This window comes from Spirillospora sp. NPDC048823 (genome assembly GCF_043198445.1).
In the GTDB taxonomy this organism is placed as follows: domain Bacteria; phylum Actinomycetota; class Actinomycetes; order Streptosporangiales; family Streptosporangiaceae; genus Spirillospora.
This window is the reverse complement of sequence record NZ_JBICUT010000010.1, coordinates 204,720-220,102: the sequence shown is the minus strand read 5'-3', so window position 1 is coordinate 220,102 and position 15,383 is coordinate 204,720. Positions and strand designations below refer to the sequence as shown.

At 73.0% G+C, this 15,383-nt stretch carries 9 protein-coding genes; 5 read left to right on the top strand and 4 right to left on the bottom strand.

The genetic code is table 11. The features are described 5' to 3' along the window. Positions 1-4: 4 nt before the first annotated feature. Both ACGFK0_RS23550 and ACGFK0_RS23545 read right to left on the bottom strand, forming a co-directional pair. Entirely contained in the window at positions 5-448 is a 444-nt protein-coding gene (locus ACGFK0_RS23550) for a roadblock/LC7 domain-containing protein (RefSeq protein ID WP_392908088.1), read from the bottom strand. After that, positions 445-2,931, bottom strand: a complete 2,487-nt coding sequence (locus ACGFK0_RS23545; protein ID WP_392908086.1) for a nitrate- and nitrite sensing domain-containing protein — start codon at positions 2,929-2,931, stop codon at positions 445-447. Before ACGFK0_RS23545 ends, ACGFK0_RS23550 begins: the two co-directional genes overlap by 4 nt. Before the next feature lie 436 nt (positions 2,932-3,367). Here ACGFK0_RS23545 and ACGFK0_RS23540 point away from each other — a divergent pair, with 436 nt between their 5' ends. Further along, positions 3,368-4,882 carry a M20/M25/M40 family metallo-hydrolase gene (locus tag ACGFK0_RS23540; RefSeq protein ID WP_392908084.1) on the top strand — a complete coding sequence of 505 codons (1,515 nt, stop codon included), beginning with the start codon at positions 3,368-3,370 and terminating at the stop codon, positions 4,880-4,882. A gap of 83 nt (positions 4,883-4,965) precedes the next feature. Here ACGFK0_RS23540 and ACGFK0_RS23535 read toward each other — a convergent pair whose 3' ends face one another. Next, positions 4,966-5,805, bottom strand: coding sequence for an LLM class F420-dependent oxidoreductase (locus tag ACGFK0_RS23535; RefSeq protein ID WP_392908082.1), 840 nt, complete (start codon positions 5,803-5,805; stop codon positions 4,966-4,968). A 63-nt stretch (positions 5,806-5,868) separates the two neighbouring features. On the opposite strand from ACGFK0_RS23535, the gene polA reads away from it, so the two are divergent. From polA to ACGFK0_RS23515, 4 genes are all read left to right on the top strand, one after another. Then, positions 5,869-8,517, top strand: coding sequence for a DNA polymerase I (polA, locus tag ACGFK0_RS23530; protein ID WP_392908080.1), 2,649 nt, complete (start codon positions 5,869-5,871; stop codon positions 8,515-8,517). Between the two features lie 56 nt (positions 8,518-8,573). Beyond that, positions 8,574-9,065, top strand: coding sequence for an inorganic diphosphatase (locus ACGFK0_RS23525; RefSeq protein ID WP_392908078.1), 492 nt, complete (start codon positions 8,574-8,576; stop codon positions 9,063-9,065). A 67-nt stretch (positions 9,066-9,132) separates the two neighbouring features. Next, entirely contained in the window at positions 9,133-10,686 is a 1,554-nt protein-coding gene (locus ACGFK0_RS23520; RefSeq protein ID WP_392908076.1) for an FAD-dependent monooxygenase, read from the top strand. A 138-nt stretch (positions 10,687-10,824) separates the two neighbouring features. After that, positions 10,825-13,671, top strand: coding sequence for a hypothetical protein (locus tag ACGFK0_RS23515; RefSeq protein ID WP_392908073.1), 2,847 nt, complete (start codon positions 10,825-10,827; stop codon positions 13,669-13,671). 7 nt (positions 13,672-13,678) lie between these two features. Here the strand turns inward: ACGFK0_RS23515 and ACGFK0_RS23510 are convergent, their stop codons facing one another. Beyond that, positions 13,679-15,343, bottom strand: coding sequence for an ArnT family glycosyltransferase (locus ACGFK0_RS23510; RefSeq protein WP_392908071.1), 1,665 nt, complete (start codon positions 15,341-15,343; stop codon positions 13,679-13,681). Between the last annotated feature and the right edge of the window lie 40 nt (positions 15,344-15,383).

Below are 15,383 nucleotides of genomic sequence, written 5' to 3'. Positions count from 1 at the left end.
CGGCTCAGCCCGAGGCACCCGAATGCAGCGAGGGGTCCTGCGCGTCGTCCGGGGTCCGGGGCGACGCGCTGAGCTGCCGGCGCACCCGCTTGATCAGCATGGTGGTCTCGTAGGCGACCAGCCCGGCGTTGCCTCCGGCGTCGCTCAGCACCGCCAGGCAGCTGCCGCTGCCGGCGGGGATGATGAAGAACAGCATGCCGTCCAGTTCGACGACGGTCTGCCGCACCTGCTTGGCCTCGAAGTGCTCGCGCGCCCCGTTGGCCAGGCTGTGGAAGCCGGACGACAGTGCCGCCAGGAACTCCGAGTCCTTGCGGGTGACGCCCTTCGACGCGCCCATGACCAGCCCGTCCCGGGACAGCAGGACGGCCTGGTGGACCTCGCCGACCCGTTCCACCAGGTCGTCGAGCAGCCAGTCGAGCTCGCCCGTGGCGTGGCTCTGCCCCATCATGAGTCCCCCCATTCGTCGCGTGGATCGAGATCGCCCGGTTCGTCGTCGGCGTTCCTGCCGCGCAGCCAACCCGACTGTAGTGAGGCCATCAGGTCGCGGCTGAACTCCGGACTGGGCTCGTCGAAGTCGTCGTCGGCCCCCCGGGATGATTCGGCGTTCCGCCGTGCGGGACGCTTGCGCAGCTGAGGTGCCAGGTGGGCACGGCGTACCCGGCGCGGGAGCCTGCCGGTGATCTCGCTGTCCTCGATGCCGCCCGCCTCCGGATCCTCGCCGGACCGGCGGCCGCGGCCGCCGGCGAGCGCATCGCCCGGCTGCGCCGGGTCGTAGGCGGGGCCGGGGCTGAGAACAGGGCCCGGGTCCAGAACAGGGCCCGGGTCGAAAACGCGGCCCGGGTCGAGAACGGGTCCCGGCGGCGGCTCGCCGGACGGTGCGGGCGGCTGGTCGGCGGCCGGGAGCGCCGGGCGGGCCGGGCGGGCCGGGCGGCCGAGCGGCGGCGGGGATCCGGCCGCGGCCGCCGCCCCGACCGGCTGCTGCGTGCCGGCGCCGAGGCCGCGGGAGGAATGCCAGTCGTCGCTCAGGACGACCAGGGAGTGCGGGACGAGGACGATCGCGGTGGTGCCGCCGTACGGCGACGGCTGCAGCGAGACCTTGATGTCGTGCCGGGCGGCCAGCCGCGCGACGACGAACAGGCCGAGACGTTCGGTGTCGACCAGGTCGAACTCCACCGCGCTGGCCAGCCGCCGGTTCAGCTCGTCCCGTTCCTGCGTGTTGAGCCCGAGGCCCCGGTCGACCACCTCCACGGCCAGTCCGTTGGCGACGGTCTCGACCTTGACGGTGACCTCGGTGGCGGGCGGCGAGAACATCGTCGCGTTCTCGATCAGCTCGGCCAGCAGATGGATGACGTCGGCGACCACGCCGCCGGAGACCGCGGCCGACGACTCCCCGGTCAGCTCCACCCGGGTGTAGTCCTCCACCTCCGCGATCGCCGCGCGCACCACGTCCTCGGCCGCGACCGGATGGTCCCAGGCCCGGACGGTCGGCGAGCCGGACAGGATGACCAGGCCCTCGGCGTGCCGCCGCATGCGGGTGGTCAGGTGGTCGAGGCGGAACAGGTCGTCGAGCTCCTCGGGGCTGGAGGCGCGCCGCTCCATCTGGTCCAGCAGCCGCAGCTGCCGGTGCAGGAGCGACTGGCTGCGCCACGACAGGTTGACGAAGACCCGGTTGATGCTCGCGCGCAGGTCCGCCTCACCGATCGCGGTGCTGATGGCCGTCCGCTGGACGGTGTCGAACGCCTCGCTGACCAGGGCCACCTCGCGGGTCCTTCCGGCCGCCGGGCCGGGCGTCTCCGCCTCCAGGTCCACGCGCTCGCCGCGCCGCAGCCGCTCGACGACGCGGGGCAGCCGGTCGTTCGCCAGCTCCTGCGCCGACCGCTGCAGGCTCCTGAGCTCGTGGGCGTGCCTGCGGGCGAACAGCAGCGACAGCGCGATGGACGCGATCACGGCCAGCAGCCCGAGGCCGCCCGCCAGGTAGACCCGCAGCATGATCCGCTGGGCGGCGGGCTCGACCTCGTCGTGCTGGATGACTTCGCCGGCCTTGTAGGTCGTGCCGAGCCATATCTGCCCGGCCGCCTTGACGGCGGCCTGCCACCGCTGCGGGTCGGGGGTCCTGCCCTGCTGCACGACGCCGTTCTCCAGGGCGACGTAGGAGGCGAGGGCGGGGGAGTTCACCAGGCCGCTCATGGTCCGCGCGACCTCGCCGCCGATCCCGGTCTGGCCGAGGTCGAACAGCTCCGCGCGGGTGCCCGCCCACTGGGCGAACGCGGCCCGGCCGCCGGACTTCAGCCGGTTGCCGCGCAGGCTCGTCAGCAGCAAATCCTCGCGCAGCATGAAGTCGCGCGACCAGTACATGTACAGGATGCCGCTGGTCTGCTGGTAGACCTCGATGTCGCCGATGCTCACCAGCGTGCTGAGCAGCCGGACGACGTTGTCGAAGACCTCGCTGTAGGTGTTGATGGTCTCCAGCGCCGAGACGTTCCGGGAGGTGATCTGGGACCGGATGCTGGCCAGCTGGTCGAACTGGTTGCCGACGTTCCGGGTGCGCTGCATCGCCTCGGCGGTTCTGTTCTCCGCGGCCTCGGGGGAGAACGCCGACTTGCGGAAGAGGGCCACCGCACGGTCGGTCTTGGCGGCCTGCGCCTGGAACTTCTGCGTGTTCGCGGGGGACGGCGCCGTCAGCGCGGCGATCCCGGCGGCACGTTCCTCCTGCAGCGCCTGCATGGCGAGGTTGGACGGCTGGCCGACCCGGTCGTGGTTCCCGGCGTACTGGATCCGCTCCAGCGCGTCGCTCAGCGCCGGGACGGCCGAGAACGACCACAGGGACACGAGCGACACCAGCGGGATCGCCAGGAGCAGTGCGATCCTTCGTCCGATCGGGCTCGTCCGGGGGCGTCTCCGGGATCGATGCACCTGTTCGGGACTCGACAACAGCCCACTCCTGATCGTCGGCGGCCACCTGGTAGGGGTCACGAAGCATACTCAGGCCGTTTTGTCCGGGGCCAGTGGTCTCACCTGCTGGAACTCGGGCGCGCCGGGTGTGCCGCGGCTCTCGGCGCCCTGGCCGGCGGGTGCCGTGTGCCCGCGTGCCCCTTCTCGCCGTTCCCGCAGGTCACGGCGTCCGCAGGGGCGGCCATTCCGGCGCTGACCTTGGAGAACGCGTTTCCGTGGTGCCGTCATGATCGACACTAACGGTGGTGGCGAAGGGAACGGACGGTGATCGCGATACGGATGCTGATCTTGTAAATACGGGTTCCGAATGAGACCAATATTGGCCGTTTTGATGCCGAGTCGTGTCTTGTTGCGTGAATTGACGCGTGTCAGGCTTCGGGTTGCTTCGTCCCCCCCACAAAACGGAGACCAAGTCATGCGCAGAACCGCGCTAGCAGCCCTCACCGGGCTGTCACTCGCCGCCACCACCCTGGCCGCGGTACCGGCCCAGGCCGCCGCACCGGCGCACTCCCAACTGGCCCGCCTGGTCAAGCTCAAGAACGTCCGCCACCACCAGCTGAACCTGCAGAAGATCGCCGACGCCAACGGCGGCAACCGGGCCGCCGGGCTCCCGGGCAACGAGATCACCGTCAAGTACATCGCGAACCAGCTCGAACGGGCCGGATACGACCCGACCGTCCAGAAGTTCACGTTCGACTTCTGGCAGGAAATGTCGGAGCCGGTCTTCGAGCAGACCGCACCCGGGCAGAAGACGTTCCAGCCCGGCACCGACTTCGCGACCATGCAGTACTCCGGCGCCGGCGACGTCACCGCCGCCGCGACCCCCGTCGACCCGGGCGCCACCGGGGTCGGCAGCGGCTGCGAGGCCGACGACTTCGCCGGCTTCCCCGCGGGGCACATCGCGCTGATCCAGCGCGGCGGCTGCTTCTTCTCCCTCAAGACCGACCACGCCATCGCCGCCGGCGCCGCCGCCGTCGCCATCTACCAGCTCCCCGACCAGCCGGGACCGGTCGCCGGCACGCTGACCAAGCCGTACGGCATCCCGGTCATCGGCCCGACCAGCGCCGTCGGGACGGCGCTCGTCCAGCAGGCGCAGGACGGCGGAGTGACGCTGCGCGTCAAGACCGACACCTTCACCGAGGAGCGCGGGGCGGCCAACGTCATCGCCGACACCCGCCGCGGCAAGACCGACAACGTCGTGGTCGTCGGCGCGCACAACGACAGCGTCATCGACGGGCCCGGCATCAACGACAACGGCTCGGGCACGGCGGCGCTGCTGGAGATGGCCAAGCAGATCCACAAGCTCGGGCCCAAGCTCCGCAACACGGTGCGGTTCGCGTTCTGGGGCGCCGAGGAGGAGGGCCTGCTCGGCTCCAACCACTACGTGGCCAACCTCCCGGAGGAGGAGCGGGACAAGATCGCGCTGAACCTCAACTTCGACATGATCGGCTCTCCGAACTTCGTCCGGTTCGTCTACGACGGCGACAACAGCGAGGGCCAGAACCCCGTCGAGTCACCCGCAGGGTCCGGCGCGATCGAGAAGGCGTTCAACGACTACTTCGCCAAGCGCGGGCTCGCCACCGACCCGTCGCCGTTCAACGGGCGGTCGGACTACAGCGCCTTCATCGACGCGGGCATCCCCGCCGGCGGGCTGTTCACCGGCGCCGAGGGCATCAAGACGCCCGAGCAGGCGCAGGTGTACGGCGGAACCGCGGGCGAGGCGTACGACCCGTGCTATCACGCGGTCTGCGACCGCTACGGCAACGTCGACCCCCGCGGCCTCGACCAGATGACCGACGGCGCGGCGGCGGTCACCCAGAAGTTCGCCTACAGCACCCTGACCGTCAACGGCAACGAACTCGCCAGAAGGCAGGCGTCGGCCGGCAAGCGCGCCGTGCCGGACATGATCGGCCACTTCGCGACGAAGTAGCGGTCCCAGCCGTTCGACCGGGGGACGCGTCCGCGACCGGGCGCGTCCCCCGCCGTTTCCCCGCGCCTCCCCCCGTTGCGGGGTCAGCGCGGGGAGAGCGTCTCGGTGATCGTCCGCAGCGCGGGACGAGGGTCTGCGCCCTGCTCGGTCAGCACCTGGACGGCGACGTGGTCGGCACCGGCGTCCAGGTGGCCGCTCAGCCGCGCCGCCACCGCCGCCGGATCCCCGTGCGCGACCAGCGCGTCCAGGAGCGCGTCGCTGCCGTCCCCGGCGACGTCCTCGTCGGTGAAGCCGAGCCGCTTGAAACTGGCGACGTAGTTCGTCAGCCGGAAGTAGAAGCCGATCTTCTCCCTGGCCAGCGCGCGGGCGCGCTCGGGGTCGGTGTCGAGCACCACCTTCTGGTCCGGAGCGAGGATCGGGCCGTCGCCGAGCGTCTCCCGTGCCCGGCGCGTGTGCTCGGGCGTGGTCAGGTACGGGTGCGCACCCCCGGCGCGTTCCGCCGACAGCCGCAGCACCTTCGGCCCCAGCGCGGCCAGCACCCGCCTGCCCACCGGAACGTCCGCCGCGTCGAGCCGGTCCAGATACGCCAGGATCGTCTCGTACGGGCTGCGGTACTCCTGCGTCGCCTCCGGATGGCCGATGCCGACGCCGAGCAGGAACCGGCCGCCGTACGCGTCGTCGAGCCGGTGGTACGACGCCGCGACCTCATCGGCGGGCGTGGTCCACATGTTCACGATGCCGGTCGCGATCACGATGCGGTCGGTGGCGGCGAGGAGCCGCTCGGCGACCTTCAGGTCCCCGCGCGGCGAACCGCCGATCCAGATGGTGCCGTAGCCGAGGTCCTCGACGTCCTTGGCCAGCTCGGGGCCGAGTTCGCTCCACGGGCGCCAGATCCCCAGCCTGCCCAGATCGATCTTCGTCATGTCGCCCCCAACACGTCGTCCGGCTGTTTCATGCCACCTTCCCCCGGTGCCAGGATGGGATGCATGACCGACCGGCCCCGCCTTCTTCTCCTGGACGGCCACTCGCTGGCCTACCGGGCGTTCTACGCGCTGCCGGTCGAGAACTTCAGCACCACCGCCGGGCAGCCCACCAACGCCGTGTACGGGTTCGCGAACATGCTGGCCAACGCGCTGCGCGACGAGCGTCCGACGCACGCCGCGGTCGCGTTCGACGTGTCGCGGCGGACGTTCCGGACGGAGGCGTTCCCCGAGTACAAGGCCACCCGGTCACGGTCGCCGGACGAGTTCGGCAGCCAGCTGAGGATCCTGGACGAGCTCCTCGCCGCGATGAACATGCCGGTGCTGCGGGCGCCCGGCTACGAGGCCGACGACGTCATCGCGTCCCTCACCGCCAGGGCCGAGGCGGACGGCCTCCAGGTGCTCATCATCACCGGCGACCGGGACGTCCTCCAGCTCGTCAGCGACGACGTCACCGTCCTGTACTTCTACCGGACGGCCTCGGAGATGATCCGGTACACGCCTGATGCGGTGCGGGAGAAGTACGGCCTGACCCCGGCGCAGTACCCCGACTTCGCGGCGCTGCGCGGCGACCCGTCCGACAACCTGCCGAGCATCCCGGGCATCGGGGAGAAGACCGCCGCGAAGTGGGTCCGCGAGTTCGGCTCCCTCGACGCTCTGCTGGACCGGTCCGGCGAGGTGAAGGGGAAGGCGGGCGAGAAGCTGCGCGCCGCGCTCGACTCGGTGCGGCTCAACCGGCGGCTGACCGAACTCGTCCGCGACCTGGACCTGCCGGTGGAGATCGGGGACCTGCGGCGGCGGCCCTACGACCTGTCCGCGTTCACGTCCCTGCTGGACGAGCTGGAGTTCCGCAACGCCAGCCTCCGGCAGCGCCTGTTCGCCGCCGACCCGGGCGGCGGCCGCGCGCCGGACACCGGGCCGGCCGGGTCGGCCGGGCCCGAGCCGATCAGGGGCCGTGAGCTGGGGCCGGACGAGCTGGCGGGCTGGCTCCGGTCCCACGCGGCCGGCACGGTCGGGCTGGCCGCCGACCACACCTGGGTCCGCGGCGCGGGCGACGTCACCCGGATCGCGCTGGCCACCGGCGAGAGGCATGCGGCCTCGTTCGAACCGTCCGGCCTCACCGAGGACGACGAGCGCGCCTTCACGGAATGGCTGGCCGACCCCGGCCGTCCCAAGGCGCTGCACGACGTGAAGTCGCTGCTGCGCGTGTTCGGTGAGCGCGGCTGGCGGCTCGCCGGGATCGCCGCCGACACCGCGATGGCCGCCTACCTCCTGCTGCCCGGCCTGGCCGCCTACGGCATCGCCGACCTGGCGGGGCGTCACCTCGGGCGCCGTCCGCCCGCCGACGGGGCGGCCGGGCTGATGCTGAGCGCGCGCGCCGTCCTCGACCTGGCGGGCAGGTTCGCCGCCGACCTCGCCTCCACGGGCATGGACGAGGTCCTCCGCGACGTCGAGCTGCCGCTGTCGGGCCTGCTCGCCAGAGCGGAACGTGCCGGAGTCCATGTCGACGCCGGCCTCCTGCACGAGCTGGAACGCCACTTCGCCGACGCGATGGAACGCGCGGCCGGCGAGGCCGCCGACATCGCCGGGCGCCGCTTCAACCCTGGCTCGACCAAGCAGCTCCAGGAAGTCCTGTTCGGCGAGCTGGGCCTGCCCAGGACCAAGAAGATCAAGTCCGGGTACTCCACCGACCTCGACGCGCTGACCTGGCTCGCCACCCAGACCGACAACGGCCTGCCGCAGGTCCTGCTCCATCACCGCGACCAGGCGCGGCTGCGCGCCACCGTGGCCGGGCTGATCAGGGAGATCGGCGCGGACGGCCGGATCCACACCACGTTCCAGCAGACCGTCGCCGCCACCGGCCGCCTCACCTCCACCGAGCCGAACCTCCAGGTCATCCCCGTCCGGACCGAGGAGGGGCGGCGCATCCGCCGCGCGTTCCTGCCCGGCGGCGGCTTCGAGTCGCTGATGACGGCCGACTACGGCCAGCTCGAACTGCGCGTCATGGCGCACCTGTCGCAGGACCCCACGCTCGTCGCCGCGTTCGAATCCGGCGAGGACCTGCACACCACGATGGCCGCACAGGTGTTCGGGGTCGCCCCGGAGGCCGTCACCCCCGACATGCGCCGCAAGATCAAGGCGATGTCGTACGGGCTGGCGTACGGCCTGTCGGCGTTCGGCCTGGCCAAGCAGCTCGGCGTCCCGATGGCGGAGGCGCGTCCGCTGATGGACGCCTACTTCGAGCGGCTCGGCGGCGTCCGCGACTACCTCGACCACGTCGTCGCCGAGGCCCGCGTCACCGGCTACACCCGCACGGTCCTCGGCCGCCGCCGCTACCTGCCGCACCTGACCAGCGACAACCGGCAGCGCCGCGAGACCGCCGAGCGGATGGCGCTGAACGCCCCCGTGCAGGGCTCCGCCGCCGACATCGTCAAGATCGCGATGCTGCGGGTGGACGAGGCGCTGACCGGCGCCGGGCTCGCCAGCCGCCTGCTGCTCCAGGTCCACGACGAGATCGTCCTGGAGGTCGCGCCGGGCGAACGTGACAGGGTGGAGGATCTTGTCCGCACCCACATGACGACCGCGTACCCGCTCTCCGTCGGACTGGAGGTCGCCATCGGCACCGGCCCCGACTGGAACGCCGCCGCCCACTGAACCGCCGCCCGATGAACCACCCGACAGCGGATATGAAGATGCACGGGGAGGCATGCATGGAGATCGAGATGATCGTCGAGATCCCCAGGGGATCGCGCAACAAGTACGAGATGGACCACCGGCTCGGCCGCATCCGGCTGGACCGGATGCTGTTCACCTCGACCCAGTACCCGGTCGACTACGGCTACATCCCGGACACGGTCGCCGAGGACGGCGACCCGCTGGACGCGATGGTGCTGCTGGACGAACCCACCTTTCCCGGCTGCCAGATCACCGTCCGCAGCCTCGGGGTGTTCTGGATGCACGACGAGGGCGGCCCCGACGCGAAGATCCTCTGCGTCCCGTCCAAGGACGTCCGCTACGCCGAACTCCGCGACCTGGACGACGTGCACGAGCACATCCGCAACGAGATCGCCCATTTCTTCGACATCTACAAGAACCTGGAGCCGAACAAGAGCTCCGACGTGCGCGGCTGGCAGGACCGCCAGATCGCCGACCAGACCATCTCCCAGGCCGCCGAACGGGCACGGACCAAGACGACGCCCTGACCGCGGCCACGGCCGCGCCCGGCGTGGCCGCCTTTACGGCGGCGGCCGGGAGGCGCACCATTTTCAGGTGAGCTCCCGGAGCGTGATGGAGCCGGTCGTCATCGTCGGCGCCGGGCCGGTCGGTCTGGTCACGGCGCTGCTGCTGGCGCGGCACGGCGTGCCCAGCGTGGTGCTGGAGGCCGCCGCCCGGCGTGATCCGTCCGGGTCCAGGGCCATCTGCTTCCAGCGCGACGTCCTGGACGTCCTCGACCGGGCCGGCTGCGCCGAGCAGCTGATCGCCCGCGGCGTGACGTGGACGACCGGCCGGACCTACTACCGCGGGGATGAGCTGTTCTCGGTCACCTTCCCCGGCGCCGGGCGCGGCGCCGTCCCGCCCTGGATCAACATCTCCCAGGCGGAGGTGGAGCGGCACCTGCGCGAACTCGCCCTCGCCGAGCCGTTGGTCGATCTGCGGTACGGGCATCCCGTCAGCGGGCTCCACCAGGACGGGCGAGGTGTCGAGGCCGACGCGGGCGTCACCGTCCGGGGCAGCCATCTGGTGGGCGCGGACGGCGGGCACAGCGCCGTCCGGCGGCTGCTCGGCATCGGCTTCCCCGGGCGCACGTTCGCCGACAGGTTCCTCATCTGCGACATCCGGGCCGAGCTGCCGTTCCCGAGCGAGCGGCGGTTCCACTTCGACCCCGAGTGGAATCCCGGCCGGCAGGTCCTCGTCCACCAGTGCCCGGACGGCATCTGGCGGATCGACTGGCAGGTCCCCGCCGACCACGACCTCGACACCGAACGCGCCTCCGGGGCCCTGGACGCGCGGATCCGGAAGATCGTCGGGGACGTCCCGTACGAGATCGTGTGGGCGACCGTGTACCGGTTCCACGAGCGGCGCGCGGCGACGTTCGCCTCCGGCCGCGCGTTCCTCGCCGGGGACGCCGCCCACCTGTACGCCCCGTTCGGCGCCCGCGGGCTCAACTCGGGCCTCCAGGACGCGGAGAACCTCGCGTGGAAGCTCGCGTTCGTCCGGCACGGCCTGGCGCCCGAGGGGCTGCTCGCGTCCTACGACACCGAGCGCCGCGCCGCGGCGGGGGAGAACCTCCGCGTCACCACGCGGACGATGGAGTTCCTCGTCCCGCAGACGCCCGCGCAGCGCACCCACCGGCTGGAGTCCCTGGAGCGGGCGCGGACGCACCCGGAACCCCGCACGATCATCGACTCGGGCAAGCTCGCCGAACCGTTCTGGTACCTGGACTCGCCGCTGACCACCCCGTCCGGCCCGGTGGACGACTTCCCGCTCGAACCGGGGGCCGCCCGCCCGCCCGTGCCCGGAACCCTCTGCCCGGACGGCCCGTGCGCCGTCTCCGGCGAGACCACCCGCCTGCGCCGCCTGTTCGGAACCGGCTTCGTCGTCCTGACGGCGCGACGCCGCGCGCTGGAACCGGAGACCGACGTCCCCCATGAGATACGCGCCTTGGACGACATCGACGTGGACGGGGTCCTGCGGACCACCCTGCAGGCCGGCCCGGACACCGTTCACGTCGTCCGCCCGGACGGCCATCTCGCCGCCGTCCTCCCGTCCTGCGACCCCGCGACGCTGACCGACGCCCTCGACCGCGCCTGCGGCCGCCCCTAGCCCGTCAGGACCACCGCCTGCGATGACGACAGGACGGGGAAAACGGATCGCCGCTTACGGGTACGGGAGCGCATGCGGGCCGGGGTGATCGCCGAAACCCCGTTGGCCCGGGGCGGTCCGGCGGGGATCATGGGGCGGGTGAAGATCCGGCTTGCGTGGGGTGTGGTGGCCTCGGGCCTGTGCGCCTGGGCCGCCCGGCCGCCGGGTCCGGCCCGGCTGCCGGATGAGGCGGACGCCCGTCCCGGGGAGGCCGTCGCCCTGGGGCCCGAGGAGGCCTCCGGGGAGGACGTCGCGCACGCCGTCGCGGAACTGGGCCGGCTCGTCGGGGCCGGGGGAGTGGTCGCGGCGGGAGCGGGCGTCGATCTCGGGGCGGGGTTCCGGTCCGCGCGGCTGGACGGGGCGCGCGGGGACCAGCGGGACGCGGTCCTGGCGGCACTGCGGGCCGTGGGCCTGCGCGAGGCGGGCCAGCTGGGGGACCGGGCGGGATTCCTGGTGGCTCTGTTCGGGCCCGCGGTCACACGACGGGTGGGCGCGGCGGCCGGGCGGGCCGTGGAGGACGGACGGTGGGCGGCGCTGCATCTGGCGGTGGCGGCCAGCGACGTCCTGGGGCCCGAGCAGCTGGAGCGGGTCCTCGCGCTGGAGGCGCCCGAGGGCGTCGACATCGTCCCCGGCGGCCTGCCCTCGGTGCTCGGGGAGCATCTGCGGCAGGTGTTCGAGCCGGTCCCGCGGCCCCGGAGGCTCGACCTGATCCTGGACCTGTGGGAACGGGTCCTGGAACACCATGCGGGGGTGGCGCGGCGGAAGCGGCGGCTGGGGACGCAGGGCCGCCGGGACCGGGTCGCCGATCTGCGTGAGCGGCGCCGTCACTACGAGGACGAATGGATCCTCAACCTGCTGCGGACGTCCCTGGGCATCGTGAGGGACCCGTCGCTCGCGGAGGCCGCGCGCTGGAAGCCGGACGAGCGGTACTGGAGCGACCGGCTTCAGGTGATCGTCCAGGACGCGCTCGGCGCGACGGCGCTGCTGCGGACCGCGACGGCGGTCGCCGACCACGGGCTGCAGGACGGCCTGGACCGTTCGGCGGCCCTCATCGGCGCCGCGGCGGCGCAGGTGAACGACATGACCGCGGCGCAATCGGCGCGCCGCGTGCCGGGGCTCACCGGCATCCCGGCGCGCCCGGCCGCCCACGTCCGCGACATCCACCGCAGGCTCTCCGGCGGCGCCCCGAGGGACGCCAGGTTCGCCGCCCACCTCAGGCCCCGACTGACGTCCGCCCGCGACTACGCCCTCGTGATCATCGAGGACGTCGAGCGGCTGCTGGACGAGATGCGCGGCGTCCGTGACGAGATGCTTCGCGAGTGGGGGGCGACCGGGCTGCGGGACTGGCGCGAGGCCGTGGGATACGAGCGCCCTCCGGGCGAGTGGGCCGGCATTCCGCCCTGGTCGGGCCCCCTGCTGGGCGACACCGCGCCGCTCCACGAGCGCCTCACCGCCACCGAAGAACCGGCCGCTGTGGAAAAGGTCGGCGACCTGCTGTGGTACGCGGATCTGCTCGACGCGCTCGCACGCCTGCACGGGCACGACCGGGCGCAGGGCGTGCCCGGCTTCGGGGCGCCCTGGCTCGACCACGACCCGGAACCGGTCGTCGAACCGCTGGCGCCCCGCCTCGACTCGATCACGCTGGCGGTCTCGGGCGCCGCCCAGCTCGCCGCGCTCGGCGGCGTCCCGCCGCGCGGCGCCCGGACCTGGTCCGCCCTCACCGGCGGGCTGATGTCGGGCACCGCCATCGCCGAGGCGCTGACCGGCGGCTTCGCCGTCCCCGCGCCGCTGCTCGCATGGGACGGCAAGGCCGTCCCGGGCGCCGGGGTCAGGGTGAAGGTCGCGCGCGGCGCACGCGATCTGGCGGAATGGGCCGACCACATGGGCAACTGCATCGCCGGCCCGGCCTATCTCGACGACGCCCGCAAGGGCCGCACCGGCCTCCTCGGCTTCTACGGCAAGCACGGGCTGCTCGTCGTCAACGCCGAACTGGCCCCGCTGCGGCCCGCCTCGCGGGGATGGCGGATCAGCGAGATCGCGGCCAGGTTCAACGACGACCCGGACGAGGAGCTGGAGCGGCGGATTCGCGACTGGGTCGCCGCGATTCCCGGCACCCTCGAAGAGGAGCCCGCTCCTCCTCCCGACGAGCTTCCGCCCGCGCGGCCCGCCCGGCGCCGTGCCGCGCCCCGCCTCGTCGAGGACGCGGGCCCGGCGCTCGGGACGCTTGCGCGCCGGGCCTGGGAGGAGACGGCCCCCGGGGTCCTCGGCGTCTTCGCCGCCGTCGCCGCGACGCCGCCGGACGCCGCTCTCGTCCGGCTGCGCCGCCTGGGCGCCGCCCAGCTGGCCTCCGCCGTCCGGCGAGCGCTCGCCACGGAGCGGGCCGACCTGATCGAACTCTGGGCGGCGACCGGGAACCGTCCCCTCGAAACCGCGCTGGACGGCCTGGACCCGTCGCTCCGCGACCGCTTCGACCAGCTCCCGCTCCTGCTGGGCGAGCCGCCGCTCCCCAAGACGCTGCGCAGGCTCATCAAGGTCCCCGCCATCGCCGACGCCTACAACCTCGACCTGGCGGGACGCCGGACGCGCCGGGCGATCGGGCGGCTGGCCGTCCAGGACGACCCGGTCATCGCCCGCGCCCTCGCGCGGCGCGCGACCGAGCCGCTGCTCTGCGCGCTCATCGTCACCGTCAACTGCGACGCCTCCGGGATCGAGCCGGTGCCCGTGACGGCGCCGCGGAGGGTCAGGGTCCCCGGCTACCCGGCCACCACGCTCAAGGACGGGGACGGCCCGTGGCAGCGCGCCCTGCCCGCCGCCCGCGAACTCGGCGCCGACACCGCCGCCTTCTGGGACGGGATCGCCGGACACGGGCTGCGCGTCCCCGCGTCCTGGCTCGCCTCCGGCGGATGGACGGCGCTGTGGGCCCGTGCCCACGGTCACCGCCGCTGAGCCGCGCCTAGGGGCGGCGGAAGATGGTGATGGAGTGGCCGACCTCGCCGATCCGCTCGCTGGAGCGGATCAGCGGCACCAGCCGCGGGTCCTGCTTGGAGATCCAGCTGTTGGACACCACCAGAAGCCCGTGCACCTCGTCCGGGCGCGCGGTGCGCGGATCGGACGCGTGGACGCCGTAGTAGGCCGGGACGCCGCCGCCCTTGTAGACGAGCCAGACCCTCTCGCCCGGGTGGCGCTCGTGGAGCCGGTCGGCGAGCCGCCAGAGATCCTGCCCCCAGTCGACGTTGGAGTCGTGCAGGTGCAGGCGGGTCTTGGCGGGGCCGCCGAACGCCTCGTTCGAATAGGGCAGGTAGTACGGGAACGTCCGCAGCGAACTGACCGCCACGAACAACACGAGTCCACCGGCGGCGGCCCTGGCCCAGCGCCATCGCACGAGCGTCACTCCGGCTGCCGCCACCGCCAGGAACATCGGCATGAAGATGACGTACCGGATGCCGAAGTCGCGGGTGCCCGTCATCGCCGCCGCCAGCAGGACGGCCGTGGTGCCCAGCACGTACGGCGCGGCGGGCCGCAGCCGCGGCAGCGCCGTCATCGCCGCGATCCCCGCCGCCCACAGGGCGAGCGTCCCGAGCGGTGTCTTCACCAGCAGCGCGGCCGGAAGGTAGTACCAGCGAGTGCCCCGGTAGGCGTCTCCGAACAGGAATCCGCCCCATTGCAGGTCCTCGAAGCCGAACTGGAGGCGCATCCCGTCCCGGAAAGGCTCAGGGAACGGCATGAGGGCGACGGCGAGTCCCCGCAGCCCGTCCACGGCGGGGACGCCGGGGGGCGTCGTCCAGTGCAGCCGCGGATCGACGGCCAGGTAGGACGCCCACACGACGGCGACCGCCAGCGCGGCCACACCGGCCGCCGACGCCGCGGCGGCGCGCACGGAACGGCGCGACGACCACACCGACCCCGCCACCAGTGCCATCAGGACCGGCACGGCGGGAAGCGTGGACATCTTGGTGGCGAGGGCCGCGCCGAGTGCCAGCCCGGCCAGCGGCACATGGAGCCGGGGCCGCCCGCGCGCACGCCACGCCAGCCACGCCGATGTGACCAGAAGGCCGGCCGTGGGCACGTCCAGCGTCGCCAGGGAGCCGTGCGCGATGACGCCGGGCGAGAACGCGTACAGGGCGAGCGCCGTCACCCCGGCGGCCGGGCCGGCGAGGTCACGGGCGAAGGCGAACACGACCAGCCCGAACAGCAGCGTCACGAGGATGACCGGGATCCGCGCGGCCAGCAGCAGCCGCTGCGCGTCATTGCCCGACCCGTAGAGGAGGTGCCGCCCGGCCTGCGTCTGCGAGCCCGTGTAGGCGGCGTCGAAATGCGGGCCGGCGAGCACCGCTCCGGCGCCGATGAGCAGCTTGCCGAGCGGCGGATGCTCCGGGTTGTGGCGCAGGTCGTGTTCGAGGAGGTACTCGACGCCGGCCACCACGTAGACGGGTTCGTCGGAGGTCGGCGACTGCCGCACGGCCGTGGCGGCCATCGCGACGGCCATCTCGGCCAGCAGCGCCGCCACGACGAGCACGAGCAGCCACCGCCGGTGCCGGCGCAGCGCCCCGAAACGGCCCGCCGGCGTCTCGCGGGGAGACGCCGGCGGCCGTCCGGGCTCGGCGGACAGTGAGGTCACCGCATCACCCTCGCATGCTGTGGCTTCTCATCACGGCTCC